General features: G+C 72.9%; 21 protein-coding genes. 15 read left to right on the forward strand and 6 right to left on the reverse strand.

Translation table 11 applies throughout. The features are described from left to right. Positions 1-11: 11 nt before the first annotated feature. From nhaA to SGA01_RS21795, 3 genes are all read right to left on the reverse strand, one after another. Positions 12-1,403, reverse strand: a complete 1,392-nt coding sequence (gene nhaA / locus SGA01_RS21785; protein ID WP_141298108.1) for a Na+/H+ antiporter NhaA — start codon at positions 1,401-1,403, stop codon at positions 12-14. Positions 1,404-1,700: 297 nt separating this feature from the next. Beyond that, positions 1,701-3,656 (reverse strand): acetate--CoA ligase, encoded by a 1,956-nt coding sequence (gene acs, locus SGA01_RS21790; protein WP_141298109.1) that lies wholly within the window; start codon positions 3,654-3,656, stop codon positions 1,701-1,703. 193 nt (positions 3,657-3,849) lie between these two features. Next, positions 3,850-6,321: a bifunctional SulP family inorganic anion transporter/carbonic anhydrase gene (locus tag SGA01_RS21795; RefSeq protein ID WP_141298110.1), complete on the reverse strand. Its 2,472-nt coding sequence runs from the start codon at positions 6,319-6,321 to the stop codon at positions 3,850-3,852. 324 nt (positions 6,322-6,645) lie between these two features. Here SGA01_RS21795 and SGA01_RS21800 point away from each other — a divergent pair, with 324 nt between their 5' ends. Next, positions 6,646-7,962 carry a polysaccharide deacetylase family protein gene (locus SGA01_RS21800; protein ID WP_141298111.1) on the forward strand — a complete coding sequence of 439 codons (1,317 nt, stop codon included), beginning with the start codon at positions 6,646-6,648 and terminating at the stop codon, positions 7,960-7,962. A 103-nt stretch (positions 7,963-8,065) separates the two neighbouring features. On the opposite strand, the gene SGA01_RS21805 is transcribed toward SGA01_RS21800, so the two are convergent. Next, positions 8,066-9,052 carry an ATP-binding protein gene (locus SGA01_RS21805; protein WP_141298112.1) on the reverse strand — a complete coding sequence of 329 codons (987 nt, stop codon included), beginning with the start codon at positions 9,050-9,052 and terminating at the stop codon, positions 8,066-8,068. A 102-nt stretch (positions 9,053-9,154) separates the two neighbouring features. Between SGA01_RS21805 and SGA01_RS21810 the strand changes: the two genes are divergently transcribed. Beyond that, positions 9,155-10,018 (forward strand): Fic family protein, encoded by an 864-nt coding sequence (locus SGA01_RS21810; RefSeq protein WP_141298113.1) that lies wholly within the window; start codon positions 9,155-9,157, stop codon positions 10,016-10,018. Positions 10,019-10,363: 345 nt separating this feature from the next. On the opposite strand, the gene SGA01_RS21815 is transcribed toward SGA01_RS21810, so the two are convergent. Beyond that, a complete protein-coding gene (locus tag SGA01_RS21815; protein ID WP_055642706.1) occupies positions 10,364-11,230 on the reverse strand; it encodes an HAD family hydrolase in 867 nt (288 codons plus the stop codon). A 420-nt stretch (positions 11,231-11,650) separates the two neighbouring features. Between SGA01_RS21815 and ssd the strand changes: the two genes are divergently transcribed. Genes ssd through SGA01_RS21850 form a run of 7 tightly spaced genes read left to right on the forward strand, consistent with a single transcriptional unit; the run spans position 11,651 to position 16,821 of the window. Continuing rightward, complete coding sequence (ssd, locus tag SGA01_RS21820; protein WP_371866105.1) at positions 11,651-12,850, forward strand: septum site-determining protein Ssd; 1,200 nt, start codon at positions 11,651-11,653, stop codon at positions 12,848-12,850. Next, positions 12,847-14,040 (forward strand): TadA family conjugal transfer-associated ATPase, encoded by a 1,194-nt coding sequence (locus SGA01_RS21825; protein ID WP_174867417.1) that lies wholly within the window; start codon positions 12,847-12,849, stop codon positions 14,038-14,040. Before ssd ends, SGA01_RS21825 begins: the two co-directional genes overlap by 4 nt. Further along, entirely contained in the window at positions 14,034-14,927 is an 894-nt protein-coding gene (locus SGA01_RS21830) for a type II secretion system F family protein (RefSeq protein ID WP_229918240.1), read from the forward strand. Before SGA01_RS21825 ends, SGA01_RS21830 begins: the two co-directional genes overlap by 7 nt. Further along, a complete protein-coding gene (locus SGA01_RS21835) occupies positions 14,924-15,709 on the forward strand; it encodes a type II secretion system F family protein (RefSeq protein ID WP_141298115.1) in 786 nt (261 codons plus the stop codon). Before SGA01_RS21830 ends, SGA01_RS21835 begins: the two co-directional genes overlap by 4 nt. Before the next feature lie 32 nt (positions 15,710-15,741). Beyond that, entirely contained in the window at positions 15,742-16,074 is a 333-nt protein-coding gene (locus SGA01_RS42955) for a DUF4244 domain-containing protein (protein WP_229918242.1), read from the forward strand. Continuing rightward, on the forward strand, positions 16,061-16,432 hold the full coding sequence (locus tag SGA01_RS21845; RefSeq protein WP_167534154.1) for a TadE family type IV pilus minor pilin: 372 nt from the start codon (positions 16,061-16,063) through the stop codon (positions 16,430-16,432). Before SGA01_RS42955 ends, SGA01_RS21845 begins: the two co-directional genes overlap by 14 nt. After that, positions 16,429-16,821, forward strand: a complete 393-nt coding sequence (locus SGA01_RS21850; RefSeq protein ID WP_141298116.1) for an Rv3654c family TadE-like protein — start codon at positions 16,429-16,431, stop codon at positions 16,819-16,821. Before SGA01_RS21845 ends, SGA01_RS21850 begins: the two co-directional genes overlap by 4 nt. On the opposite strand, the gene SGA01_RS21855 is transcribed toward SGA01_RS21850, so the two are convergent. After that, positions 16,760-19,240, reverse strand: coding sequence for a DEAD/DEAH box helicase (locus SGA01_RS21855; RefSeq protein WP_141298117.1), 2,481 nt, complete (start codon positions 19,238-19,240; stop codon positions 16,760-16,762). The two genes, SGA01_RS21850 and SGA01_RS21855, sit on opposite strands and share 62 nt — an antisense overlap. A gap of 80 nt (positions 19,241-19,320) precedes the next feature. Between SGA01_RS21855 and SGA01_RS21860 the strand changes: the two genes are divergently transcribed. The 6 genes from SGA01_RS21860 to SGA01_RS21885 all read left to right on the forward strand — a co-directional run bounded on the left by SGA01_RS21860 (position 19,321) and on the right by SGA01_RS21885 (position 26,292). Continuing rightward, positions 19,321-19,674 (forward strand): STAS domain-containing protein, encoded by a 354-nt coding sequence (locus tag SGA01_RS21860; RefSeq protein WP_055642712.1) that lies wholly within the window; start codon positions 19,321-19,323, stop codon positions 19,672-19,674. A gap of 14 nt (positions 19,675-19,688) precedes the next feature. Further along, positions 19,689-20,147: an ATP-binding protein gene (locus SGA01_RS21865; protein WP_055642713.1), complete on the forward strand. Its 459-nt coding sequence runs from the start codon at positions 19,689-19,691 to the stop codon at positions 20,145-20,147. Positions 20,148-20,363: 216 nt separating this feature from the next. Further along, a complete protein-coding gene (locus tag SGA01_RS21870) occupies positions 20,364-22,691 on the forward strand; it encodes a sodium-translocating pyrophosphatase (RefSeq protein ID WP_141298118.1) in 2,328 nt (775 codons plus the stop codon). A gap of 161 nt (positions 22,692-22,852) precedes the next feature. Further along, a complete protein-coding gene (locus SGA01_RS21875) occupies positions 22,853-23,506 on the forward strand; it encodes an oligoendopeptidase F family protein (protein ID WP_141298119.1) in 654 nt (217 codons plus the stop codon). 204 nt (positions 23,507-23,710) lie between these two features. Further along, positions 23,711-25,291, forward strand: a complete 1,581-nt coding sequence (locus SGA01_RS21880; protein WP_229918244.1) for a DUF7059 domain-containing protein — start codon at positions 23,711-23,713, stop codon at positions 25,289-25,291. Beyond that, positions 25,288-26,292, forward strand: a complete 1,005-nt coding sequence (locus tag SGA01_RS21885) for an ArsR/SmtB family transcription factor (protein WP_141298121.1) — start codon at positions 25,288-25,290, stop codon at positions 26,290-26,292. Before SGA01_RS21880 ends, SGA01_RS21885 begins: the two co-directional genes overlap by 4 nt. Positions 26,293-26,313: the final 21 nt, after the last annotated feature.

The following is a 26,313-nucleotide window of genomic DNA, read 5'->3' on the forward strand; positions in this document are numbered from 1 at the left end:
TCCGACTCAGATCATGCCGGACGGTCGGCGTCGTCGCGCGATGCCCCCGCCGCTTGGGCGAGCTCGCGGTGCTCGGCGGCCTTCTTCTCGTAGATCTCCGCCATGCGTACGTGGTACGCCGGGTCGCCCTCCTCGTAGATGTCGGGGATGCCGTCCTCGTCGTCGTCGCGCTCCTCGTCGGCGATGAGCGCCCGGTACTTCCTGACCCGGAGCTTCAGCAGGACGGAGGCGAAGACGGCCGCGATGAGCGAGCCGATGAGGACGGCGGCCTTCACCTCGTCGGTGAGGGTGTCGTCGCCGGCGAAGGCGAGCTCGCCGATGAGCAGCGAGACGGTGAAGCCGATGCCGGCGAGGGAGGCGACGGCGAAGACGTCCGGCCAGGTCAGGTCGGGGTTGAGTTCGGCCCTGGTGAAGCGGGCGGCGAGCCAGGTGCCGCCGAAGATGCCGATGGCCTTGCCGACGACGAGGCCGAGGACGACGCCGAGGGTGACCGGCTGCGTGAAGACGTCCCCGATCGCCCCGCCGGAGACGCTGACGCCGGCGGAGAAGAGCGCGAACAGCGGGACGGCGAGGCCGGCCGAGAGCGGGCGTACGAGGTGCTCGATGTGCTCGCCGGGGGAGTGCTTCTCGCCCTCGCGGGTGGTGCAGCGCAGCATCAGGCCCATCGCGACGCCGGCGATGGTGGCGTGGACGCCGCTGTTGTACATGAGGGCCCAGATGACGAGGGCCAGCGGGACGTACACGTACCAGCCGCGGACGTCCTTGCGGAGGAGCAGCCAGAAGACGACGAGTCCGGCGAAGGCGCCGCCGAGCGCGGCGAAGTTCAGGTCGCTGGTGAAGAAGATCGCGATGATCAGGATCGCGAAGAGGTCGTCGACGACGGCGAGGGTGAGCAGGAAGGCGCGCAGCGCGGACGGCAGCGAGGTGCCGATGACGGCGAGGACGGCGAGCGCGAAGGCGATGTCGGTCGCGGTGGGCACGGCCCAGCCGTCCATCGAGCCGTTGCCGAGGGTGTTGACCAGGGCGTAGACGAGGGCGGGCGCGGCCATGCCGCAGATCGCGGCGATGACGGGGAGCGCGGCGGCCTTGGGGTCGCGCAGCTCGCCCGCGACGAGCTCGCGCTTGAGCTCGATGCCGGCGACGAAGAAGAAGATCGCGAGGAGGCCGTCGGCCGCCCAGTGCTGGATCGACAGGTCGAGGCCGAGGGCGGCGGGACCGATGTGGAAGTCCTGCACGGACTTGTAGCTGTCCGCCGCGGGGCTGTTGGCCCAGACGAGGGCGGCGACGGCGGCGAGGAGGAGCAGTACGCCGCCGACGGTCTCGGTGCGCAGGGCGTCGGTCAGGTACCGCCGCTCGGGCAGGGAGAGCCGGCCGAGGAACTTTCGGTCGGTGGGCGCAGACACGTGGGAATCCTCCGTCGGGCAGGCAGGGCAAAGCACATGCCGACCAGACTTCCCGGCTCACCTAGGTCTTTCTGACGCGTTCCTGACGCGATCCTTACTTTACCTAACGAGCGGAGGGTGTGTCCGGCGGGATTCACTTTCGGGATTCACTTTATGGATGTTCGCGGCTTTCGTCCCATCGAGGGCAGGTCCGGCCCGGCATGCGGAACGCCCGCCCCGAAGGCTCGGGACGGGCGTTCCGTGTCGTACGGCGGCTGTCGCTGATCGGTCCTCGATCAGCCCTTGATCAGCCTTTGATCAGTCCTCGCTGGAGGAGGTCGGCAGCTGGGTCTGGATCAGCGACATGACCGAGGAGTCGGTGAGCGTCGTGACGTCGCCCAGCTCCCGGTTCTCCGCCACGTCGCGCAGCAGACGGCGCATGATCTTGCCCGAGCGGGTCTTCGGCAGCTCCGCGACCGGCAGGATCCGCTTCGGCTTGGCGATCGGGCCGAGGGTCGCGCCGACGTGGTTGCGCAGGTCGGCGACGAGGTTCTCGTCCTCGGTCGCCGAGCCGCGCAGGATGACGAAGGCGACGATGGCCTGGCCGGTCGTCTCGTCGGCGGCGCCGACGACGGCCGCCTCGGCCACGGACGGGTGCGAGACGAGCGCCGACTCGACCTCGGTGGTCGAGATGTTGTGGCCCGAGACGAGCATGACGTCGTCGACCCGGCCGAGCAGCCAGATGTCGCCGTCCTCGTCCTTCTTGGCACCGTCACCGGCGAAGTACTTGCCCTCGAAGCGGGACCAGTACGTGTCGATGTACCGCTGGTCGTCGCCCCAGATCGTGCGGAGCATCGACGGCCACGGCTCGGTGAGGACCAGGTAGCCGCCGCCGCCGTTCGGCACCTCGTTCGCCTCGTCGTCGACGACGGTCGCGGCGATGCCGGGCAGCGGGCGCTGGGCGGAGCCCGGCTTGGTCTCGGTGACGCCCGGCAGCGGCGAGATCATCATCGCGCCGGTCTCGGTCTGCCACCAGGTGTCCACGATCGGGGTCTTGTTCGCGCCGATGTGCTCGCGGTACCAGACCCAGGCCTCGGGGTTGATCGGCTCGCCGACCGAGCCAAGGACCCGGAGGCTGGACAGGTCGAACTTCGCGGGGATGTCGTCGCCCCACTTCATGAACGTGCGGATCGCGGTGGGCGCCGTGTAGAGGATCGTGACGCCGTACTTCTGCACGATCTCCCAGAACCGCCCCTGGTGCGGGGTGTCCGGGGTGCCCTCGTACATGACCTGCGTCGCGCCGTTGGCCAGCGGGCCGTAGACGATGTACGAGTGCCCGGTGACCCAGCCGATGTCGGCGGTGCACCAGTAGACGTCGGTCTCCGGCTTCAGGTCGAAGACGGCGTGGTGCGTGTACGCGGCCTGGGTGAGGTAGCCGCCGGAGGTGTGCAGGATGCCCTTCGGCTTACCCGTGGTGCCGGAGGTGTAGAGGATGAAGAGCGGGTGCTCCGCATCGAAGGCCTCCGGGGTGTGCTCCGCGGACTGGCGGGCGACGATGTCGTCCCACCACACGTCGCGGCCCTCGGTGAAGGCGGTGTCCTGGCCCGTACGGCGGACCACGAGGACGTGCTCGACCTGCGGGCACTTGGCGACGGCCTCGTCGATGGCCGGCTTCAGGGCGCTCGGCTTGCCGCGGCGGTAGCCGCCGTCGGCGGTCACGACCAGCTTGGCGTCGGCGTCCTGGATGCGGGAGGCGACGGCGTCGGCCGAGAAGCCGCCGAAGACCACCGAGTGGGCGGCGCCGACGCGGGCGCAGGCCAGCATCGTGATGGCCGCCTCGGGGATCATCGGCAGGTAGACGGCGACCCGGTCGCCCTTGCGGACGCCCAGCTCGGTCAGGGCGTTGGCCGCCTTGGAGACCTCGTCCTTGAGCTCGGCGTAGGTGATGGCGCGGCTGTCGCCCGGCTCGCCCTCGAAGTGGATGGCGACGCGGTCGCCGTTGCCGGCCTCGACATGACGGTCGACGCAGTTGTACGCCACGTTCAGCTCGCCGTCCGCGAACCACTTGGCGAACGGCGGGTTCGACCAGTCGAGCGTCTCGGTCGGCTCGGTGGCCCAGGTCAGGCGCTTGGCCTGCTCGGCCCAGAAGCCCAGCCTGTCCGCCTTGGCCTGCTCGTACGCCTCCGCCGTCACATTGGCGTCCGCGGCCAGCTCGGCGGGCGGTGCGAACCGCCGCTCTTCCTTGAGCAGGTTGGCCAAGGATTCGTTGCTCACGACATCTCCCTTTCCCAGGGCGTCCTCTGTGCGTATGTGTCCCGCGTCATACCTCATCAGTCAGATGCCCGGGTGACAAGAGTCTCCAGGGAATTGGTTTAGACCTGTGAGTGACTTGACGTGGTGTGGCCCCTTGCTCCAGAGCGGGGGGAGAAGGGGCCACACAGTCTCACGGACGGGGACACCGGATGGTTCAGGACGCGCGCGCCGTCTCCCTGACGTCCGCTTCTCCGGCCTGCGTCTCCCTGCCGTCCGCCTCTGCGAGGGCCGTCGGCATGACCCGGGTGAAGACGTCGTCGTAGCTGTGCACCTCGTCCGTGCCGGAGAGCAGGTACGCCTGCGCCTCGCCCACGTGGAAGTACACGCCGTGCAGCGTGAGGCTGCCCTCGGCCAGTCGGCGCGCCACCGACTCGTACGCCCTGAGGTGCTCCAGCTGCTGGACCACGTTGGTCAGGCAGAGCTGCTCGACCGCGTCGGCCGGCAGCCGGCCGGAGATCCGGGCCCAGGCGTGGCGACGGCTCGCCATCCGCTCCAGGCTCGGCCGGCCGTGCCGCAGCCAGCGCCGCAGCGGGGTCCGCGGCACCGCCAGGTCGTCCGGGCCGCTGCCCAGCAGGGCCTGCATCGCGCCGCAGCCGGAGTGGCCGCACACGGTGATCGACGCGACCTGGAGCACGTCCACCGCGTACTCGATCGCCGCCGCCACCGAGTCGTCCCCGCTCTCCTCGCCGGGGAGGGGGACGAGATTGCCGACGTTGCGCACGGTGAAGAGGTCGCCCGGGCCGCTGGAGGTGATCATGCTCGTGACCAGGCGGGAGTCCGCGCAGGTCAGGAAGAGCTGTGACGGGCGCTGGCCCTCGCGGGCGAGCCGGGCGAGCTCGTCCCGGACGAGCGGGGCGGTGTTCCGCTGGAACTTGCCGATGCCGCTGGCCAGGTGCAGCCCCGAGGTCCGCCGGGCCTCGGCGGGCTCCGCGGGCGTGTCGGGTCCTTCGGATCCTTCCCGGGAGGCGGTGGGGCCGTCGGCCGGCAGCTCCCCGCACTGGTGGTTGTGCCACGGGGTCCAGGGGCGGCAGCAGGTGGGCGCGGCCGCGTCGGAGGCCGCGGCGGGGGAGGGTTCGGCGATCCGGGCGCCGGACGGACCGGTCGTCTCGACCGTCCCGCCGTGGGCGATGTGCCCGGTCGTCCACTCGCTCAGCGTCTCGTAGGCGGCGTGGTCCATGAAGGACCCGTCCAGCTCGACCACCACGTGGGATCCCTGGGGCAATTGGTGCAGGGCTCGGCTCAGCCGGGGGACGGCGAGGAAGGTCAGCTGGCCCCGTACGCGCAGCAGCTGGTTCCCGTCGCGCTCCTCGCGGCTGATCCGTGTGCGGGCCAGCCGGTGCAGCGCGACGGCGATCGCCACGGCGATGCCGAGGGCGACGCCTTCGAGGATGCCGACGAGGACGACACCGGCCGTCGTCACCGCGTACACGACGACCTCGCGGTGCCGGGTGACCGTACGGATGTGGGTGATGCTGACCATCTGGATGCCGACCACCATGACGAGCGCGGCGAGTGCTGCCAGCGGGATCAGGTCGAGCGCGGGGACGAGCAGCAGGGCCGCCAGCACGATCCACAGGCCGTGGAGCATGGTGGAGGTCCGGCTCACCGCTCCCGCCGAGACGTTGGCGACGCTGCGGACCGCGACCCCCGCGACCGGCAGTCCGCCGAGCGCCCCGGAGACCATGTTGGCCGCGCCCTGTCCGGCGAGCTCACGGTCGAGGTGGGAGCGCGGGACGCTCCCGCTGCGGTCCCCGCGGGCGGCGACGAGCTTGTCGACGGCGACGGCGGAGAGCAGCGACTGCACGCTCGTCACCAGCGTGATCGTGAGCACCCCGGCGGCGATGCCGAGGACCGGCCCCTCGGGCAGACCGGGCAGCGCGTGACTGCTCCAGGAGGGCAGGTCGACGCGGGGCACGGAGAGCCCGGCGGCGACGGCCGCCGCCGTCGCCCCGGCCACCGCGACGAGCGCGGCGGGGACTCTCCGTACGAGCCGGCCGGCCCGGCCCGGAAGCTTCGGCCAGGACAGCAGGACGGTCACGGTGAGGGCGCTGATGGCGAGCGCGGACGGGTGGATGTCCGCCAACTGGGCGGGTAGGCCGAGGACGTTGTCCACGGCGGAGCTCTGCGGGGTGCCGCCGAGCACGATGTGGAGCTGGGCGAGGGCGATGGTGACGCCGATGCCGGCCACCATGCCGTGCACGATCGCGGGCGAGACGGCGAGCGCGGATCGGGCCACGCGCAGGGCGGACAGGCCGAGTTGGGCGAGTCCGGCAAGGACGGTGATGGCGCAGGTGGTGCGCCAGCCGTATCGCTGGATGAGCTCGGCGGTCACCACGGTGAGACCGGCGGCGGGCCCGCTCACCTGGAGCGGGGAGCCGCCGAACCGGCCGGCGACGATGCCGCCGACGGCGGCGGCGACCAGGCCCGACTGGAGCGGCGCTCCGGTGGCGAGCGCGATGCCGAGCGAGAGCGGCAGGGCGATCAGGAAGACGGCGACCGAGGCGGACAGGTCCGCGCCGGCGATGCGGAAGCGGCGCGGTCCGCTCGGCGGGCCGTGGGGCCGCTGGGCCCGGGGCCGGTCGGTCTTGTGGTGGGTGGTCTTGCGGGCAGGGGCGTAGAGAGTCATGTTCCCGTCTCCTCCGGGGCGGCGCGGTCGCGGCTCGTGCGGGACGAACGTGGGGGCGCGGCCGTGGGTCACGGCGTGCAGCGGCGGGATTCCGGCTGGACCCTCGGGATGGGGAGGATCAACGCTCGGTAAATGGATCGTAATGGAGAGTAAAGTCTCCGGCATTATTTTCGGGGCAAACAGGGCAACGATTCACCGGTTCCGGTGATAGACGAACGGATTGCCGCTTGTCGTTTCATCTCCCCGGCAGGTGTGGTGCGACGTTGACGCCGCTCGTACGGGATGCCGCTCGTACGGAACACGTGTCTGAGGAGAGGTGGGCGGATGCCAGCCGCCGGGAGAAGGACCGCAGTCCACAAGGCCGTCCGGAAGAGGGCGCTCGCCGCCGGTGCCCTCGCGGTCGCCCTGATCACCGGCCTCGCCGGCTGCTCGGGCTCCGACGGTGGCAGCCCGTCGGCCTCGCCGGGTGGCGCGGGCGCCAAGAAGGCCCCGGCCGCCGCTCCGCCGAACGCGGTCCGCCTGATCGGCGACGGTTCCACGGCCTCCACCGGCGCCCAGCCCCACCAGCCGGTCTGGCAGCGGCTCAAGCCGGGGGAGACCCCGCCGCAGTTCGTGGTCTTCTCGTGGGACGGCGCGGGCGAGGACAGCCAGAAGCTGTTCTCGCACTTCCGCTCGGTCGGCAGGAAGTACGACGCGTCCATGACGTACTTCCTGAGCGGCGTGTACCTGCTGCCCGAGGAGAAGCGGAAGCTCTACGACCCCCCGCAGCACAACGCGGGACGCTCCGACATCGGCTTCAACGACGTCGAGGGGATCCGCGCCACCGTCCGCGAACTGCGTGCGGCGTGGCTGGAGGGCAACGAGATCGGCACCCACTTCAACGGCCACTTCTGCGGGAAGGAGTCCGGCGTCGGCAACTGGTCGCCGGAGGAGTGGAAGAGCGAGATCAACCAGGCCAAGTCCTTCGTCAAGAACTGGAAGACGAACGCCGGGCTGCGCGCGGAGCAGCCGCTCCCCTTCGACTACGACAAGGAGCTCGTCGGCGCCCGTACCCCCTGCCTGGAGGGGCGGACGAACTTCGTCCAGGCGGCGGCGCAGATGGGCTTCCGCTATGACACGAGCGGTGTCAACGACCAGATCTGGCCCAAGAAGGACCTGGGCCTCTGGGACCTGTCGATGCAGCTGGTGCCGGTCCCGGGCCGCGCCTTCCAGACGCTCTCCATGGACTACAACTTCCTCGTCAACCAGTCCCCCGGCACGACCCAGGGCGATCCCTCGCAGCACGCGTACTGGGGCGACCAGATGCGGGACGGCCTGGTGCAGGCCTTCGAGCGCTCCTACCGGGGCAACCGCGCGCCCCTGATCATCGGCAACCACTTCGAGTCCTGGAACGGCGGCACGTACATGCGTGCCATCGAGGAGACCATCGCGACGGTCTGCGTGCAGAAGGACGTCAAGTGCGTGTCCTTCCGCCAGCTCGCCGACTGGCTCGACGCCCAGGACCCCGATGTCGTCGCCAAGATGCGCACCCTCAAGGTGGGCGAGGCCCCGCAGGGCGGCTGGCAGAGCTTCCTGGCCGCCCAGCCGCCCGCCCCGGCGGGCGCCCCGGCGACCGGCGCCAAGCAGGCCGAGCGACGCTGAGCCCTTCGCACCACCTGAACCCGGGGTCGACCTGCGCCGCCAGGCCGGCCCCGGGCCTCTTCGTCTTTGCGTCCCTCGCGCGCTCGGCGCCGGTCCAGGGGCGTCAGCCCAGCCGCGCCACGGCCAGGGGTTCGCCGAGGACGAATTCGGGGTCGACCTGCGCCGCCAGGTCGGCCCCGGTCTTGGCGTTGCCCCAGCTCTCCGCGTTGCGCAGGTGGAAGTGGACCATCTGGCGCGTGTAGCGGTCCCAGTCGCGGTGGGCGTACGAGTCGTCGGCCGCGTCCTGGAGGGCCTGGAGCGACATGCGGTTCTCCGCCTCCAGGAGCTCGAAGCGGGGCGGGCGGCCCTTCTCCATCGCACGGACCCAGTCCGAGTGGCCCACCGTCACCAGCAGGTCGTCGCCGACCTCCGCGCGCAGGAAGTCGAGGTCGTCCTGGCCCTGCACCTTGTTCCCGACGACCTTGAGCGCGACGCCGAAGTCCCGTGCGTACTCCTTGTACTGGCGGTAGACCGAGACGCCCTTGCGGGTCGGCTCCGCGACGAGGAAGGTCATGTCGAAGCGGGTGAAGAGACCGGACGCGAAGGAGTCCGAGCCTGCCGTCATGTCGACGACCACGTACTCGTCGGCCCCGTCGACCAGGTGGTTGAGGCAGAGCTCCACCGCGCCGACCTTCGAGTGGTAGCAGGACACCCCGAGGTCCGACTCCGTGAAGGGGCCGGTCGCCATCAGTCGGATGTCGCCGTCGTCGAGCCCGACCGTGCGCGCGCAGGCCTCGTAGACCGGGTTGTCCTCGCGGACCCGCAGCAGCCGTGAACCCTCCCCGGGCGGCGTCGTCTTGATCATCGTGTCGGCGGAGACGATCCGCGGGTTCGAGCCCCGCAGGTAATCCTTGATGAGCGGCAGGTGCGCGCCCATCGCGGGCATCGCGGCGGCCTCGTGCTCGGGCATTCCGAGCGCGGCGCCCAGGTGCTGGTTGATGTCGGCGTCGACGGCGACGACCGGGGACTCGGTGGCGGCGAGGTGGCGGATGAAGAGCGAGGACAGCGTGGTCTTGCCGCTGCCGCCCTTCCCCACGAAAGCGATCTTCATGTTCACCTAGCGTAGTGGCATGGATGCGTGGCGTGGTCAAGGTGCGTGAAGAAGACCACTCCAACGTGGGGCGGGCCGCCGGGGCGCGTAGCCTCCCTACTTATGAGTACGCACGCCTCTGACCCCTTGGCCGCCCTCGGCTCCCTGCCGGGCGTCGCCGACGCGGTGGACTCCGTACGCAAGGCCGTCGACCGGGTCTACGGCCACCGTGTGATGCGCCGTCGCAGCAACGAGATCTCCTCCGAGGCCGCGCTGCGCGGCGCGCGCGGCTCGGCCGCCCTCTCCGGTGCCGACTGGGCCCTGGAAGAGGTCCGGCGGCGCACCGACTTCAGCGCCGACGCCGAGGCCCGCACGGTCGGCGCCGCCCTGCGCCTGGGCGCGGAGGCCGGGCAGCTCCTCTCCATCTGGCGTCAGTCGCCCATGCGGGTGCTGGCCCGCCTCCATCTGGTCGCCTCGGGCGACGCGGGAATCCCGGGTGGCTCCGCGGCCACGGCCGGCTCCGGAACGGTCGGCGATTCGGTCGGGCGTCCCCGGCTGGACGGCGAGACGGTCGACGAACCCCTCGTCCACGCCCCGCTGCCGTCGCCCTCCGAGGTGGCAGGCCGTCTCGACGGGCTCGCGGAGCTGATCGTCGCGGGCGGCGAGGCCCCGGCGCTCGTGACGGCCGCGATCGTGCACGGCGAGCTCCTCGCCCTGCGCCCCTTCACCTCGTACAACGGCCTGGTCGCGCGGGCGGCGGAGCGGATCGTGCTGATCGGCAGCGGCCTGGACCCCAAGGCGATCTGCCCGGCCGAGGTCGGCCACGCCGAGCAGGGGTCGACGGCGTACCTCGCCGCGTTCGAGGGGTACCTCTCGGGAACCCCGGAGGGTGTGGGCGGCTGGATCGCGCACTGCGGCCGCTCGGTCGAGCTGGGGGTCCGGGAGTCGACGGCCGTCTGCGAGGCGCTCCAGCGCGGCGCGGCCTGACCGGCAAGGGCCGTTTCCGGCGCCGGATCAGTTTGCGATCCGGATCCGGGCCGGAAACGGGTTGCGGCGGCACCAGGTCTGGTACCGCCGCTGGCACGTCTACCCAGTTACCATGCGTCCTCGATAAGTGCCCATCAGGCCGGGAACTTTGCCCTTGGCCTGGTGCGGCTGGCCCGTAATCGACGGGTCGACGTCGCGTGGGTGCTCGGTTTCTGTGCTAGGTCCGTGGGGCCTTCATGCTCAACAGGTGATCCTCTCGGATGTCCTCGGTCTCGCGGGCCTGATTCCTTTCTACTCCTGTCGGCGGGGAAGCGAAAGTGCTGGCTCCGCTTCTTTGCTCATTGCTCAAATTCGGGCAAAGTCACCGGCAAGGCGATGGGCGAGCGCGGCCTGGCGGCGCCGGGAGGCGTACCAGACGAGTCCGGCCGTCGCCGCTGCCGCGCCCACGGCCGCGGCGGCGACGAGTGCGGGGCGGGGCGGCATCCGGAATTCCGGCAGCCGCTGCTTGAGGCGCACCGGCTTCTCGAACGAGAGCACCGGCCATTCGCGGGTGACGGCCTCGCGGCGCAGGGTCCGGTCGGGATTGACGGCGAACGGGTGGCCGACGGCCTCCAGCATGGGGATGTCGGTCGCGGAGTCGCTGTAGGCGTAGCAGCGGGACAGGTCGTACCCCTCCGACTCCGCGAGCTCCCGGACGGCCTCGGCCTTCGTCGGCCCGTAGGCGTAGTACTCCACCTCACCGGTGAAGCAGCCGTCCTCGCCGACCACCATCCGGGTGGCGACGACGCGGTCGGCTCCGAGCATCTCGCCGATCGGCTCGACGACCTCGGCGCCGGACGTGGAGACGATCACGACGTCGCGGCCGGCGGCGTGGTGCTCCTCGATGAGGGAGGCGGCCTCGTCGTAGATGATCGGGTCGATCAGGTCGTGCAGGGTCTCGGCGACGAGCTCCTTGACCTGGGCGACGTTCCAGCCTTTGCAGAGCGCGGAAAGATATTCGCGCATCCGCTCCATCTGGTCGTGATCGGCTCCGCCCACCAGGAACACGAACTGGATGTACGCCGTCCGCAGGGCGGCGCGACGGCTGATCAGCCCGCCCCGGTAGAAGGACTTGCTGAAGGTCAGCGTCGAGGACTTCGCAATGACCGTCTTGTCCAGGTCAAAGAAGGCGGCTGTGCGCGGCAGGGAGTGGTTTTCCACAAGCCAGAGCATAGGTGCCCGCCATTCGGCGTACGCTGGGGCGCGTGGGTTTGCCTGAGAAGGCTCTCGGGTACACCATGGAAGTCACGGATCGTTCGCGACCGTGCTAACCCGGTCCGGCTCCTCCCCCCCCGAGTCGGCCGGAAAGACGACCCCCGCTCTCCCCCCCGGCGGGGGTCGTCGCATGTCCGGAGCCGTTTTGGCCCTCCGTGTCATCGCTGACTCCTCTCTCCGTACGCCTCGGCCGTGCTCCGGCCGGCCTGCTGTCGACGGCTCGATTCATCACTCAGAGTAATCGACAGGCTGCGCTCCGGGGAGTCCTCGGAGGGGTGGCGTAGATATTCACAGACCCTCGGTTATCCACAGTTTTTCGGTGAGATCTCCGAGATTTCCGGTACGGCCTCACGGTGATTCCTGACGCGAAGTTCGCGGATGGCAGGAATCACGAGAGGGGTGTGCGCCGTGGAGGGAACGAGGACTTCCGGGGCCGGGAGTGCGGCGAGGACTGCGGGGAGGGCCGGGGGGAGTGCAGCGGTGAGTGCCGCGGCCCCGGGTGGGGCGACGGGCGAGTCGCGCCGTCCCGGGCCGCTGATCGTCACCGAGGACCTCGCGCTCCTCGACGACCTCCTCCGGCTGTGCGCGGCGGCCGGAGTGGAGCCCGAGGTGCACCACATCGTGCCGGAGCGGCGGGGGAGTTGGACCGATCCGCCGCTCGTCCTGGTCGGTGACGACGCCGCGGCCCGCTGCCGGGCGGCGGCGCGTCGCCCGGGCGTCGTCCTCGTCGGCCGTGAGCAGGACGATCCGGGGGTCTGGCGGCTGGCCGTCGAGGTCGGTGCGGAGTGCGTGCTGCGGCTGCCGGATGCCGAGAGCGTCCTCGTCGACCGCATCGCCGACGCGGCCGAGGGCGTGGGGCGCCAGGCGCTGACGGTCGGGGTCGTCGGTGGCCGGGGCGGCGCGGGCGCCTCCACCCTGGCCTGCGGTCTCGCCCTGTCCGCCGCGCGGACCGGCCGACGCACCCTGCTCGTGGACGGCGATCCGCTGGGTGGGGGCCTCGACGTGTTGCTCGGCGGCGAGCGCGAGGACGGCAGACGCTGGCCCGACTTCGCCGCCTCGAAGGGACGGCTGGCCGGCGGCGCCCTGGAGGAGTCCCTGCCCGCCGTGCGCGGTGTCCGGGTGCTCAGCTGGGGCAGGGAGCCCGCGGCGCCGGTGCCGCCCGAGGCCGTGCGGTCCGTGCTCGCCGCCGCTCGCCGGCGCGGCGGGGTCGTCGTGGTCGACCTGCCTCGCGGGACCGACGAGGCGGCCACCGAGGCCCTGGCCCAGCTCGACCTCGGACTGCTCGTCGTCCCGGGCGAGCTGCGGGCCGTCGCGGCGGCCCACCGGGTGGCCTCGGCCCTCGGCATGGTCGTGCGGGACCTCCGGGCCGTGGTCCGCGGGCCGTACGCGGCGGGGCTCGACGAGCGCTGGGTCGCCGACGCGCTGCGGCTGCCGCTCGCCGGCGAACTGCCCTACGACCCGGGGATCGTCACCGACCAGGACGCGGGCGTGCCGCCGGGCGCGGAGCCCCGCGGGGCGCTCGGCCGGTTCTGCGACGCCTTCTGGGACCGCGCCCTCGCCCCCGGCGGTGCGGCGTGACCGGGCCCGACGTCGCGGGCGGCGGCGGGTTCGGGGCCGGCGGTACGGGACTGCTCGACGCCGTGCGGCAGCGCCTCGCGGCGAGCGGGGCCGAACCCACACCCGCGCGGGTGGCGGCGGCGCTGCGGGCCCAAGGACGGCTGCTCGGCGATGCGGAGGTGCTCGGCGCGGCCGAGGAGCTCAGATCCGAGCTGATCGGGACCGGGCCCCTGGAGCCGCTGCTCGCCGATCCGGCGGTCACCGACGTCCTGGTCTCGGCGCCCGACCGCGTCTGGGTGGACCGGGGCACCGGCCTCGAACGGGCCCCGGTGGCCTTCCCCGACGCCACCGCCGTCCGCAGGCTCGCGCAGCGGCTCGCCGCGGTGGCGGGACGCAGGCTCGACGACGCCAGGCCCTGGGTGGACGCGCGGCTGCCCGACGGCACCCGTATGCACGCGGTGCTGCCCCCGGTGGCGGTCGGCTCGACCAGCCTGTCGCTGCGGGTCGTGCGCCCCCGCGCCTACTCCCTGGAGGAGCTGGCCGAGGCGGGCACCGTGCCGCCTGGCGGAGCCCGCGTCCTGCGGGCGCTGATCGACGCCCGCGTGTCGTACCTGGTCAGTGGCGGCACGGGGACGGGAAAGACCACATTGCTCGCCTCCTTGCTGGGTCTCGTGGGACATCGGGAGCGGATCGTGCTCGCCGAGGACTCGGCGGAGCTGCGACCGGACCACCCGCACGTGGTGCGCCTGGAGGCGCGGCCCGCGAACCAGGAGGGCGCCGGTCTCGTGACCCTGCAGGACCTGGTCCGCCAGGCCCTGCGGATGCGGCCCGACCGGCTGGTGGTCGGCGAGGTCAGGGGCGGCGAGGCGGTGGACCTGCTCGCCGCTCTCAACACGGGCCACGAAGGCGGCTGCGGGACGGTCCACGCCAACACCGCGGCGGACGTACCGGCCCGTCTCGAGGCGCTCGGGACCGCGGCCGGGCTCGACAGGGCCGCGCTGCACAGCCAGTTGGGCGCAGGTCTCTCCGCGGTGCTCCACCTCGTGCGGGACCGGGACGGGCGGCGGCGGATCGCCGAGATCCACGTCCTGGAGCGGGATCGGGACGGGCTCGTGCGGACGGTCCCCGCACTGCGGTGGGGTGCGGCCGGGTTCGAGCGTGAGCGGGGCTGGGAGCGGCTGCGGTCGCTGATCGGAGGCGAGACGTGGTGATCGCGGAGCTGGTGTCGGTGCAGGCCGTGGCGGAGGGCGCGGCGGTGCTCTGCGCGGGGCTCGGTCTGTGGGGGCTCGTCGAGTGGCGGCGCGGGACGGTCCGGGCCCGGTCGGTGCTCGCGGGTGTCGTGCCGGACGGGCCCGGAGAGCGGGACGGGCTCCGTGCGTGGTGGGCGGCGGCCGCGCGGTGGTGGGCCTTGGTGCGGGGGCGGCGCGCCTGGCTGTGCCTGCCGTTGGCGGGGGTGGTCGCCCTGCTGGGCGGTTCGCCGCTGCCGCTGCTCCTCGGGGTGGTCGCGGTGCCGGTGGTGGCGCGGCGGCTGCGGGCGGCCGAGCGGCGGAAGGAGCGCGAGGCGCGCGCCGGACGGGTGGTGGCCCTCTGCGGGGCCGTCTCCGGGGAGCTGAGGGCCGGCTGGCAGCCCGCGCAGGCGCTGTCCTTCGCGGCCCGGCAGACGGGCGCGCTGGGCGACGAGGAGGCGGCGGTGCTCGCGGCGGCCCGGTTCGGCGGGGACGTCCCGGAAGCGCTGCGGCGGGCGGCCCGGCAGGACGGCGCCGACGGGCTCGCCGGTCTGGCGGCCTGCTGGCAGGTGGCCGTGGACGGCGGTGCGGGCCTGGCGGAGGGACTCGACCGGCTGGAGGCGGCGCTGCGGGACCACCACGAGCAGCGGGAGCGGCTGCGGGCCGAACTGGCCGGGGCGTGGGCGACGGTGACGGTCCTCGCGGTGCTGCCGGCGGCCGGAATCGCCCTCGGCGCGGCGCTCGGCGCCGATCCGCTGCGGGTGCTCCTGCACACCCCGGCGGGCCTGGGGTGCCTGGTCGTGGGCGGTGCGCTGGAGGCGGCCGGTCTCTGGTGGGCCGCGCGGATCGTCCGGGGAGGGGAGCGGGCATGACGGGGGCGGTTCAGGTCATGGGGCTTCTCGTCCTGCTGATGGTGATGTGCGTGCAGGCCGGCCGCGAAGTGGTGCGCGAGCGGCGGGTGCGGAGGATGCGACGACGGGTGGGGAGCCTGCTGGCGACGTCCGCGTCACGGCCCGGGAGGCCAGTGGCCGGGCGGGCCGGGGGCGGGTGGTCGACCGGAGTGAAGCGGTGGGCGGTGCCGCTCGCGGCGGCGCTCGTCGGCTGGGCGCTGCTCGGCGGGCTCGGCGGCCTGGGCGCGGGCGCCCTCGCGGCCTGCGGGGAGCGATGGAGGCGGGCCCGGAAGCGGTCGGCCACGCCGTCCGAGGAGAGCGAGGCGGCGGGACGTCACCTTCCGCTCGCGGCCGATCTGTTGGCCGCCTGCGCATCCGCCGGAGCGGGGCCGGGAGAGGCGGCGGAGGCCGTGGGCCGCTCGCTCGGCGGGCCGCTGGGCGAGCGCCTGGCCCGCACGGCGGCCGAACTGCGGCTCGGCGGCGAACCGGCCGAGGTGTGGCGGAGGTTCGGCGCGATACCGGGCGCCGAAGGGCTGGCCCGCTGCATGGAGCGGGCCGGTTCCTCGGGGGCGCCCGCGGCGGAGGCCGTCGCCCGGCACGCGGCCGGCCTGCGGGCCGCCCGGGCCAGGACGGCCGCGGCCCGGGCCCGCCGGGCGCAGGTGCTGATCAGCGCGCCCGTGGGGCTCTGCTTCCTGCCCGCGTTCCTGGCGGTGGGGGTGGCACCCGTGGTGATCGGGCTGGCGACGGGACTGATGGACCGATGAAGGCAACGGCAAGGCGAGACAAGGAGATCGACATGACGAACACGGCGAACATGACGAACACGGCGAGCGCGGCAAGCACGGCGAGCGCGGCAAGCACGGCGAGCGCGGCCGGCACGGCAGGCGCGGCGGACAAGGCGACCGTCACCCATTCGGCGAAAGGTGGGCCGATGAGTTCGGTGCGGGAGTGGTGGCGGGCCCGGCGGCGGGCCTTGCGGGCCGACGCGGGCATGACGACGTCCGAGTACGCGGTGGGCACGATCGCCGCGGCGGCCTTCGCCGCGGTCCTCTACAAGATCGTGACGAGCGGGACCGTCTCGGGAGCGCTCGAGTCGATGATCGGCAAGGCCCTCGATGCGCCGTTCTGACCGGGGGTTCGTGACCGTGGAGGCGGCGATGGTCCTGCCCGTCGTCGCGCTGTTCACGGTGACCCTGCTCTGGGCGCTGGCCGCGGCCGCCGCGCAGATCCGGTGCGTGGACGCGGCACGGGCGGGGGCCAGGGCGGCGGCCCGCTCCGAACCGGTCGCCGCCGCAGAGGGGGCCGCCCGGGCCGCCGCGCCCGAGGGCGCCCGGGTGTCGGTGACGCGGTCGGGGGAGCTGTGGCGGGTGACGGTGGAGGTCGCCGCGCCGGGCCCCCGGGGCATGGGACTGACCCTGCGGGCGGCTGCGGCGGCCCTCGCGGAGGACCCGGTGGGCGAGGACCCGGCGGTCGGGGGCCCACCGTGACGGCGGGTCGGCGGGCCCGTCTGGTCGGCCGCGGCGATCGGGGGGCGGCGACCGTGTGGGCGGCGTTCGCGGCCTGCGCGTTGTGCGTGGTGTTCGGGGCGGTGCTCGCGCTGGGGCAGGCGGTGGCGGCCCGGCACCGGGCCGGCGGCGCGGCCGACCTGGCCGCTCTCGCGGCGGCCGACCGGGCCCTGTGGGGCGAGGCCGAGGCGTGTGCCGCGGCTTCCCGGGTGGCCGCCGCGCAGGGGACCGAGCTGCTGCGGTGCGCCGTGCGCGGCGAACTCGCCGAGGTGACGGCCAGGGTGGTGCGCGGGCCGTACCGGCCGGACGTCAGCTCTCGGGCGGGGCCTGCGCGGGAGGCGGCTCCGGGGCCTCCCGCAGCAGTTCCGTGAGGAGGCGGACCGCGCCGCGCTTGTGCAGCGGATCGTTGCCGTTGCCGCACTTCGGGGACTGGACGCAGGAGGGGCACCCCGCCTCGCACTCGCAGGAGGCGATGGCCTCGCGGGTCGCGGTCAGCCAGGCCCTGGCCGTGTGGAAGGCGCGCTCGGCGAAGCCCGCGCCGCCGGGGTGGCCGTCGTACACGAAGACGGTCGGCAGCAGCGTGTCGGGATGGAGGGGGACGGAGACGCCGCCGATGTCCCAGCGGTCGCAGGTGGCGAAGAGCGGCAGCATGCCGATGGAGGCGTGCTCGGCGGCGTGCAGGGCGCCCCCGAGGATCTCCGGGTTGATCCGGGCGGCGTCGAGCTGGTCCTCGGTGACCGTCCACCACACGGCCCGGGTGCGCAGGGTGCGGGGCGGCAGGTCGAGCTTGGTCTCGCCGAGGACCTCGCCGGTGATCAGGCGGCGGCGCAGGAAGGAGACGACCTGGTTCGTGACCTCGACGGAGCCGTAGCAGAGGCGGCCGGCTCCCCAGGGGATCTCGGTGTCGGTTTCGAGGACGGAGACGGAGGTGGTGTCGCGGGCGGTGGTGGAGTACGGCGGGACGGCCTCCTCCACGAGTGCCACGGAGTCCTTCAGGTCGAGCTCCCGCACCAGATAGGTGCGGCCCTGGTGGAGGTGGACGGCGCCCTCGTGGACGGCGGTGTGGGAGGCGGCCTCGTCGACCGTGCCGAGGAGGCGGCCGGTGCCGGCCTCCACGATCCGGACGGGGCTGCCGCCCCCGCCCCGGATGTCGGTGAGGTCGGCGGCCCGCTCGCGGCGCGTCCAGTACCAGCCGGCGGAACGGCGGCGCAGCAGTCCGGCGCCCTCCAGCTGGGGCATCAGACCGGGCGCGGCGGGGCCGAAGAGCGTCAGGTCCGTGTCGGTCAGCGGGAGCTCCGCGGCGGCGGCGCACAGATGGGGGGCGAGGACGTAGGGGTTGTCGGGGTCGAGGACGGTCGACTCGACCGGCTGTTCGAAGATCGCTTCCGGGTGGTGGACCAGGAAGGTGTCCAGCGGGTCGTCCCGGGCGACGAGGATCGCCAGGGCGCCCTCGCCCGAGCGGCCGGCGCGGCCCGCCTGCTGCCACAGGGAGGCCCGGGTGCCCGGGTAGCCGGCGATCACGACGGCGTCGAGGCCGGAGACGTCCACGCCCAGCTCCAGGGCGGTCGTGGCGGCCAGGCCGAGGAGCTCGCCCGAGTGCAGGGCCCGCTCCAGGGCGCGGCGCTCCTCGGGCAGGTAGCCGCCCCGGTAGGCGGCGACCCGGCGGGCCAGGGCGCGGTCGGTCTCGGCGAGCCGTTCCTGGGCGATCACCGAGATCAGTTCGGCGCCGCGCCGGGAGCGGACGAAGGCGACCGAGCGCACGCCCTGCCGGGTCAGGTCGGTCAGCAGGTCGGCGGTCTCGGCGGTGGCGGTGCGGCGGACGGGCGCGCCGCGCTCGCCGTGGAGCTCGGTGAGCGGCGGCTCCCACAGGGCGAACACCAGTTCGCCGCGGGGGGAGGCGTCGTCGGAGATCTCGGTGACCGGCAGTCCGGTGAGGCGGCCGGCGGCCAGGGCCGGTTCGGCGGAGGTGGCCGAGGCGAGGAGGAAGACGGGATCGGAGCCGTACCGGGCGCAGATCCGGCGCAGGCGGCGCAGCACCTGGGCGACGTGCGAGCCGAAGACGCCCCGGTAGGTGTGGCACTCGTCGATCACGACGTAGCGCAGGGCGCGCAGGAAGGAGGACCACCTGGGGTGGGAGGGGAGTATGCCCCGGTGCAGCATGTCGGGGTTGGTCAGCACGTAGTTCGCGTACTGGCGGACCCACTCGCGCTCCTCGACCGGCGTGTCGCCGTCGTAGACCGCGGGGCGGATCCGGGTGCCGAGCGGGCCGGCCAGTTCCCGTACGGCGCGGCGCTGGTCGGCGGCGAGGGCCTTGGTGGGCGAGAGGTAGAGGGCGGTGGCCCCGCGTCCGTTGGCGGCCTCCGAGCCGTCCAGGAGGGTCGTCAGGACCGGGGCGAGGTAGGCGAGCGACTTGCCCGAGGCCGTTCCTGTGGCGATCACCACGGAATCGCCGTTCAGGGCGGCCTCGGCGGCCTCGGCCTGATGCGCCCAGGGGTGCTCGATCCCGGCCGCCTGGATCGCGCTGATCACCTCGGGCCGGATCAGGTGCGGCCAGACGGCATGACGGCCCTCCCGGGCGGGCATGTGCTCCGTATGAGTGATGCGCGCGGCCCGACTCTCGCCTGCCGAGAGCCGGTCGAGGACCATGCCGGGGGAGGGGCGACTGCCCGTGTCCCCGGCCGGGTGACGGGGGCGCTGATTCTTGGCCATCGGCACCGAGTGTGTCACTGCCAGGACGGACAATGCTTCCAAGGCGTCGTGCATGGCTGCTCGTAAGTGATTGAATGCCATTGCGGCTGGCGATCAGTTCCCTGGCTCCGCCCGGGAGGCCCGAGGGGGCGATCGCCCGATAGCAAGGTGCTGGAGGATCCGTGGACCTGTCCCTGTCGACTCGCAATGTGTCCGGCGCTGGTGGCGACCGTACGGTCGTCGAGGTCGGTGGCGAGATTGATGTGTATACCGCGCCCAAGCTGCGCGAGCAGTTGGTCGAGTTGGTGAACGACGGCAGCTACCACCTGGTTGTCGACATGGAGGGCGTGGACTTCCTCGACTCCACCGGCCTGGGTGTGCTCGTCGGCGGCCTGAAGCGCGTTCGCGCGCACGAGGGCTCGCTGCGTCTGGTCTGCAACCAGGAGCGCATTCTGAAGATCTTCCGGATCACGGGGCTCACCAAGGTGTTCCCGATCCACCAGTCGGTCGACGAGGCCGTCAACGCGGTCGACTGACCGAGGGGGATCGCATGGCCACCGTTGAACTCCGATTCAGCGCTCAGCCCGAGCACGTCCGTACGGCCCGCCTGGTGGCGGCCGCGGTCGCCCGCAGGGCCGGAGTGGACGAGGCGGTCCTCGACGAGGTGCGTCTCGCCGTCGGTGAGGCCTGTTCCCGTGCGGTCGGGCTGCATCGCAGCAACGGCGTCACGACCCCCATCAGGGTCGTGCTGACCGAGGAGGAGAAGACGTTCTCCATCGAGGTCGGCGACGAGGTGCCGGGCGCGGGCGTGGCGGCGGCGGATGCCGCCGGTGTGCCCGGTGCGCGGTCCTCGGCTCCGGCCGACGACTTCGACGACGCCGACGGCGAGGACGAGATGGGTCTCGCGGTGATCCGCGGGCTCGTCGACGACGTCGAGGTGAGCGCCGGCGAGGACGGCGGCACCATCCGCATGAGCTGGCCGACCAGCCCGGCGGACGTCCTGTCCTGACACCGCCCTGAGCGGTACAAGAGCGACGAGAAGAGGCCCTGCCCAGCGCAGGGCCTCTTTTTCGTTCCCCGCCCCGCCCCGCCCTGCCCCGCCCCGCCCCGCCCCCGTGCTCGCCTGCCCCCGCTCGCCCGACGCGCCCGCTCGGATTGGTGCATCCGCGCGGTGGCTCCGCGGGGTCCACGTTTGTGTCGGTTTATCTCCCTATGATCCGTCCCCATGGACCCCACTTCGCTCGCCGCGGCGGTGCTCACGAGCGGGAACCGGACGATCGTGGTCGTCGTCGCGGCCGTCGCGCTCGGCGCGCTGGTCGTCGCCCAGCTCCTCGTCCGCCAGGTGCTCGCGGCCGGCGAGGGCACCGAGAAGATGAAGGAGATCGCCGCCGCCGTGCAGGAGGGCGCCAACGCCTATCTCGCGCGGCAGCTGCGCACCCTCGCCGTCTTCGCGGTCGCCGTGTTCTTCCTGCTGATGCTGCTGCCCGCCGACGACTGGGCGCAGCGCGCCGGACGGTCCCTGTTCTTCCTGGTCGGGGCGCTGTTCTCGGCGTCCACCGGATACGTCGGCATGCGCCTGGCCGTCCGGGCCAACGTGCGGGTCGCCGCCGCGGCCAGGGAGGCCACCCCAGGGCCGGGCGCTCCCGAGAAGGACCTCACCGAGGTCGCGCACCGGGCCATGCGGATCGCGTTCCGCACGGGCGGGGTCGTCGGTATGTTCACCGTCGGCCTCGGGCTGTTCGGAGCCTCCTGCGTCGTTCTCGTCTACGCCGCCGACGCGCCGAAGGTCCTGGAGGGTTTCGGTCTCGGCGCCGCGCTCATCGCGATGTTCATGAGGGTGGGCGGCGGCATCTTCACCAAGGCCGCCGACGTCGGCGCCGACCTGGTCGGCAAGGTCGAGCAGGGCATCCCCGAGGACGACGCGCGCAACGCCGCCACCATCGCCGACAACGTGGGCGACAACGTCGGAGACTGCGCGGGCATGGCCGCCGACCTCTTCGAGTCGTACGCGGTGACGCTGGTCGCGGCGCTCATCCTCGGCATGGCCGCCTTCGGCGACCACGGCCTCGCGTTCCCGCTGATGGTGCCGGCCATCGGCGTGGTCACGGCGGTGATCGGCATCTTCGCGGTCGCCCCGCGGCGCACCGACCGCAGCGGGATGAGCGCGATCAACCGGGGCTTCTTCCTCTCGGCGGCCGTCTCGCTGGTGCTGGTCGCCGTCGCCGCCTTCACCTACCTGCCGTCCTCGTACGCCGAGCTGGATGGCGTCACCGAGCCCGGCATCCCCGAACACAGCGGCGACCCGCGGGTCCTCGCCCTCGTCGCGGTCGCCATCGGCATCGTCCTCGCCGCGCTCATCCAGCAGCTCACCGGCTACTTCACCGAGACCGGCCGGCGGCCGGTGCGGGACATCGGCAGGTCCTCGCTCACCGGAGCCGCCACCGTCGTCCTCGCGGGCGTCGCCCTCGGTCTGGAGTCCGCGGTCTACGCGGCGCTGCTGATCGGTCTCGCCGTGTACGGGGCGTTCCTGCTCGGCGGCGCCTCGATCATGCTGGCGCTGTTCGCGGTCGCCCTCGCCGGGACGGGACTGCTCACCACCGTCGGCGTGATCGTCGCCATGGACACCTTCGGCCCGGTCTCCGACAACGCGCAGGGCATCGCGGAGATGTCCGGGGACGTCCGGGGCGCGGGCGCGCAGGTCCTCACCGACCTGGACGCCGTGGGCAACACGACGAAGGCCATCACCAAGGGCATCGCCATCGCCACCGCCGTCCTGGCGGCCGCGGCGCTCTTCGGCTCCTACCGGGACGCCATCGAGACGGCGGTAGCCGAGGCCGGCGGGGCCGATGCGATCGGCGGGGCGGCCGACCTCCTGACGCTCTCCATGGACATCTCGCAGCCCAACAACCTCTTCGGGCTGATCCTCGGCGCCTCGGTCGTGTTCCTCTTCTCGGGCCTCGCGATCAACGCGGTCTCCCGGTCTGCCGGTTCGGTGGTCCACGAGGTGCGCCGGCAGTTCCGCGAGCACCCCGGGATCATGACGTACGCCGAGAAGCCCGAGTACGGGCGGGTCGTCGACATCTGCACCCGGGACGCACTCCGCGAACTCGCCACGCCCGGGCTGCTCGCGGTGACGGCCCCGATCGCGGTCGGCTTCGCGCTCGGTGTCGGCCCGCTCGGCTCGTACCTCGCCGGGGCGATCGGCGCGGGCGCCCTGATGGCGGTCTTCCTCGCCAACTCCGGTGGCGCGTGGGACAACGCGAAGAAGCTGGTCGAGGACGGCAACCACGGCGGCAAGGGCAGCGAGGCGCACGCGGCGACCGTCATCGGGGACACCGTCGGCGACCCCTTCAAGGACACGGCGGGACCGGCGATCAACCCGCTCCTGAAGGTGATGAACCTCGTCGCGCTGCTGATCGCCCCCGCCGTCGTGAAGTTCGGATACGGGGACGACGCCAGCGACTGGCTGAGGGCGCTGGTCGCGGGACTCGCGGTCCTCGTCGTGGTCGTCGCGGTCCTGGTCTCCAAGCGGCGTTCGGTGGCGGTCTCCTGACGTGTCGTCCGTCTCATTCCCCGGGCTTCGGAGGGGTTCGAGACGTCATCTCGCTTGGTTCAAAAGACTGCAATGTGGGATGAATCCGTCCCACGAAAGGTGGAAGTAGCCCGTTCGGCGTGTATGTTCCGGGGCCGAGAGCCTTGGAAGGGACCGATCCGGTGAACAAGAAGCTTGCGGCCGCACTGTCCGGCGGTGCGGTACTGGTGCTCGTGCTGTCCGGTTGCAGCGATGACGAGGGCAACAAGGTGGAGGACTGGGCGAAGACGTTCTGCGACCAGGCGAAGCCTCAGATCCAGAAGCGGGCCAACGCCCACCAGATCATCATCTCGACGGCCGCGGACAGTAAGCCGGCCGAGATCCAGGCCGCCGACTCGAAGGCGTTCCAGGACATCGCCGACGCCGACCGCGCGCTCGCCAAGGCCGTCGAGGCCGCCGGGGCCCCGCCCGTCGAGAACGGCCAGAAGGTCCAGCAGGACGCGATCAAGGAGCTCAACGCCACCGCCGTGGCCTACGAGGGGCTCAAGAAGGAAGTCGACGCGCTCGACCCGGCCAACCAGCAGAAGTTCGCGGACGGCCTCCAGGACGTCGCCGACGGGCTGACCAAGATCGAGAAGATGGACCAGGCGGCGCTCGCCAAGCTGGAGGAGGGCGAGCTGGGCCAGGCGATGGCCAAGCAGCCCGGCTGCCAGAAGCCCACGGCCTCGGTCCCGCCGAAGACCTCCGGGTCGGCCACGGCCTCGCCGAAGGCCGGCGCGACCGCCTCGGACAAGGCCTCCGCCTCCGCCAAGCCCACCAAGAAGTCCTCGGAGTAGGTCCGGAACAGGTCCCGGCTCACCGGCGGCGGCAGCGGCGATCCGGCCGTCTGCCGCCGGTTCGCTGCCCGGTCCGCTGCCGGTCTTCCGCCGGTCCCATGCCGGTCTGCCGCCTGTCCGGCGTCGGTCCGCTCGGCCCGTCGTCGGGCTTGGCGCCCGTCTGCGGCCGGGTCGGCCGCCCGGATGTCGGTGGCGGCCGTCACAATGGGATCCGTGAGTACGACCAGCCTGCCTCCCCGCCTCCCGGTGCCCGCGCACGCCGACCGTCTGCGCGAGGCACTGCTCGCCGCCGACTACACCGCCGACGGCCTGCTCGACCTGCTCGGCGCCCCCGCCTACGCGGCGCTCGCCCGCAGCGAGACCGTGCCCGCCCTGCGCGCCACCCGCGGCGACTCGCCGCTGGAGACCCTCGTGCGGCTCTTCCTGCTCCAGCGGGCCGTCGACCACGACAAGGCCGCCGCGGCGCTCCCGCTGGCCGAGGCCCTCGCCGACGGCTGGGTCGTCCGCGAGGACGACGCCGTGCTCGCGACGGTCGACATCCGCCCGTACGGCGGCCCGGACGGCGCCCAGGACGGCGGGAACTGGTTCATCGTCTCCGACCTCGGCTGCGCCGTCGGCGGAGCCGGGGGCATCGGGAAGAAGGCCGAGGGCGTCGTCCTCGGCGTCGGCGGCGCCTCCACCACGCTCGCCGGGATCACCGTCCGTACGCCGGTGTCCTCCGCGCTCGACCTCGGCACCGGCTCCGGCATCCAGGCGCTGCACGCCGCCCAGCACGCCACGCTGGTCACCGCCACCGATCTCAACGGGCGCGCCCTGGACTTCACCCGGCTCACCCTCGCCCTCTCCGGGGCCAGGGAGGCCGAGCTGCTCGAAGGGTCGCTCTTCGAGCCGGTCGACGGCGACACGTACGACCTGATCGTCTCCAACCCGCCGTTCGTCATCTCTCCCGGCGCCACGCTCACCTACCGGGACGGCGGGATGGGCGGCGACGACCTGTGCCGCACGCTCGTGCAGCAGGCGGGCGAGCGGCTCAACGACGGCGGATACGCCCAGTTCCTCGCCAACTGGCAGCACGTGGAGGGCGAGGAGTGGCAGGACCGGCTGCGGTCCTGGGTGCCGCGCGGCTGCGACGCCTGGATCGTGCAGCGCGAGGTCCAGGACGTCACGCAGTACACGGAGCTCTGGCTGCGGGACAGCGGGGACCACCGCGGCGACCCGGACGACTACCGACTGGCGTACGGACGCTGGCTCGACGAGTTCGAGGCCCGCAGGACCAGGGCGATCGGCTTCGGCTGGATCACGATCCGGCGGAACGCGGCGGTGGAGGCGGGGACCACCGAGCCCTCGATCCTGATCGAGGAGTGGCCGCACCCCGTCGAGCAGCCCCTCGGCGACACCATCCGCGCCCACTTCGAGCGCCAGGACTACCTGCGGAGCCGCGACGACGCCGCACTGCTCGCCGACCGCTTCACGCTCGCGCCCGAGGTCATGCAGGAGCAGGTCGGGCTGCCGGGCGCCGAGGACCCCGAGCACGTCGTGCTCCGGCAGAACCGCGGCATGCGCCGCGCCACCAAGGTCGACCACGTCGGCGCCGGGTTCGCCGGTGTGTGCGACGGCACCCTCAGCGCGGGCCGCATCCTCGACGCGATCGGGCAGCTGATGGGGGAGGACCCGGTCATACTGCGGGACCGCACCCCGCAGGCGATCCGGCTGCTCGTCGAGGAGGGCTTCCTGCTGCCCGTCGGGCAGACGCCCGGGGAGTACGGCGAGGAGAGCCCCGCTTGATACGGATCGAGCTGGACGAGGCCTCGCTCGGGGCGACCCGGATCGCGATCAGCCCGCTGCGGGACGCGTTCTGTTCGATGCACCTCGCGCTGCCGCACCGGCATCCTTCCTGGCCCTACCAGGCGTGGGTCGGGCAGGCGCGCGAGGTGTGGCGGGAGGACGACAGGCTCCGGCCGCTGTGGGACCTCTTCGTCGAGGGGCGGGGCGAGGTATCCGACTTCCTGCTGCCCCGGCCGTTCGGCACGGTCAACGTCCACGAGGAGCTGGCCGCGCTGCGGGCCACCGACCCGGAGTTCGTCCGCGAGCAGGTGGCCGTCTGCTACCCGGGGATGGCCGACCAGCCCTTCGTGCAGCCGTACCTGAAGGACCCCGAGGCGGCCTGCGCGGCGCTCGCCGACGCGTACGCGGCCTACTGGGAGGGCGCGATCGAGCCGTACTGGCCGACGATGCGCCGGCTCGTCGAGGACGAAGTGCTCGTCCGGGCCAGGACGTTCGCGACGGAGGGCATCGACGCGCTGTTCGCCGGCCTGGAGTCGCGGGGGCGGTGGCAGCCCCCCGTGCTCGAACTGACCAAGCACGTCGACGCCGAGTACGCGCCGGGGGAGCGGCGGCTCGTCCTCGTGCCGCTGGTCTTCGCCGAGGGCTGCCGGCTCTACTCGACGGACGACCCCGAGGTCTTCGCGCTCAGCTTCCAGGCCAGGGGCGCCGCCGCGCTGCGCGAACCGTCCGAGCCCGTCGCCGAGGACCGGCTCGGCCTGATGCTCGGCCGGGGCCGCGCGGCGGTCCTGCGCGAGCTGGGCGGGCCGCTGACCACGGCCGGGCTCGCCGACCGGCTCGGCCTCGCGCCCAGCACGGTCTCCGAGCACCTGTCGGTGCTCTCCGAGGCCGGGGTGGTCACCCGCCACCGCGTCGGCCGCTCGGTGTACTACCAGCTGACGGACACCGGCCGTTCGCTGCTCGCGCTGCTCACGGGTGAGGGCCTCCTCAAGGCCGTGGCCTGAGGCCGTGGCCTGACGATTCGG

This window comes from Streptomyces gardneri (assembly GCF_006539185.1).
GTDB classification, from domain to species: Bacteria; Actinomycetota; Actinomycetes; order Streptomycetales; family Streptomycetaceae; genus Streptomyces; species Streptomyces gardneri.

Excerpts from the sequence above, each read along its gene's own strand:
- SGA01_RS21880 (WP_229918244.1), top strand. The coding sequence starts at position 23,711 with ATGGGATCCGTGAGTACGACCAGCCTGCCTCCCCGCCTCCCGGTGCCC.
- SGA01_RS21835 (WP_141298115.1), top strand. The coding sequence starts at position 14,924 with ATGACGGGGGCGGTTCAGGTCATGGGGCTTCTCGTCCTGCTGATGGTG.
- SGA01_RS42955 (WP_229918242.1), top strand. The coding sequence starts at position 15,742 with ATGACGAACACGGCGAACATGACGAACACGGCGAGCGCGGCAAGCACG.
- ssd (WP_371866105.1), top strand. The coding sequence starts at position 11,651 with ATGGCAGGAATCACGAGAGGGGTGTGCGCCGTGGAGGGAACGAGGACT.
- SGA01_RS21870 (WP_141298118.1), top strand. The coding sequence starts at position 20,364 with ATGGACCCCACTTCGCTCGCCGCGGCGGTGCTCACGAGCGGGAACCGG.
- SGA01_RS21810 (WP_141298113.1), top strand. The coding sequence starts at position 9,155 with ATGAGTACGCACGCCTCTGACCCCTTGGCCGCCCTCGGCTCCCTGCCG.
- SGA01_RS21855 (WP_141298117.1), bottom strand. The coding sequence starts at position 19,240 with ATGGCATTCAATCACTTACGAGCAGCCATGCACGACGCCTTGGAAGCA.
- SGA01_RS21845 (WP_167534154.1), top strand. The coding sequence starts at position 16,061 with ATGCGCCGTTCTGACCGGGGGTTCGTGACCGTGGAGGCGGCGATGGTC.
- SGA01_RS21815 (WP_055642706.1), bottom strand. The coding sequence starts at position 11,230 with ATGCTCTGGCTTGTGGAAAACCACTCCCTGCCGCGCACAGCCGCCTTC.
- SGA01_RS21795 (WP_141298110.1), bottom strand. The coding sequence starts at position 6,321 with ATGACTCTCTACGCCCCTGCCCGCAAGACCACCCACCACAAGACCGAC.
- SGA01_RS21865 (WP_055642713.1), top strand. The coding sequence starts at position 19,689 with ATGGCCACCGTTGAACTCCGATTCAGCGCTCAGCCCGAGCACGTCCGT.
- SGA01_RS21805 (WP_141298112.1), bottom strand. The coding sequence starts at position 9,052 with ATGAAGATCGCTTTCGTGGGGAAGGGCGGCAGCGGCAAGACCACGCTG.
- SGA01_RS21800 (WP_141298111.1), top strand. The coding sequence starts at position 6,646 with ATGCCAGCCGCCGGGAGAAGGACCGCAGTCCACAAGGCCGTCCGGAAG.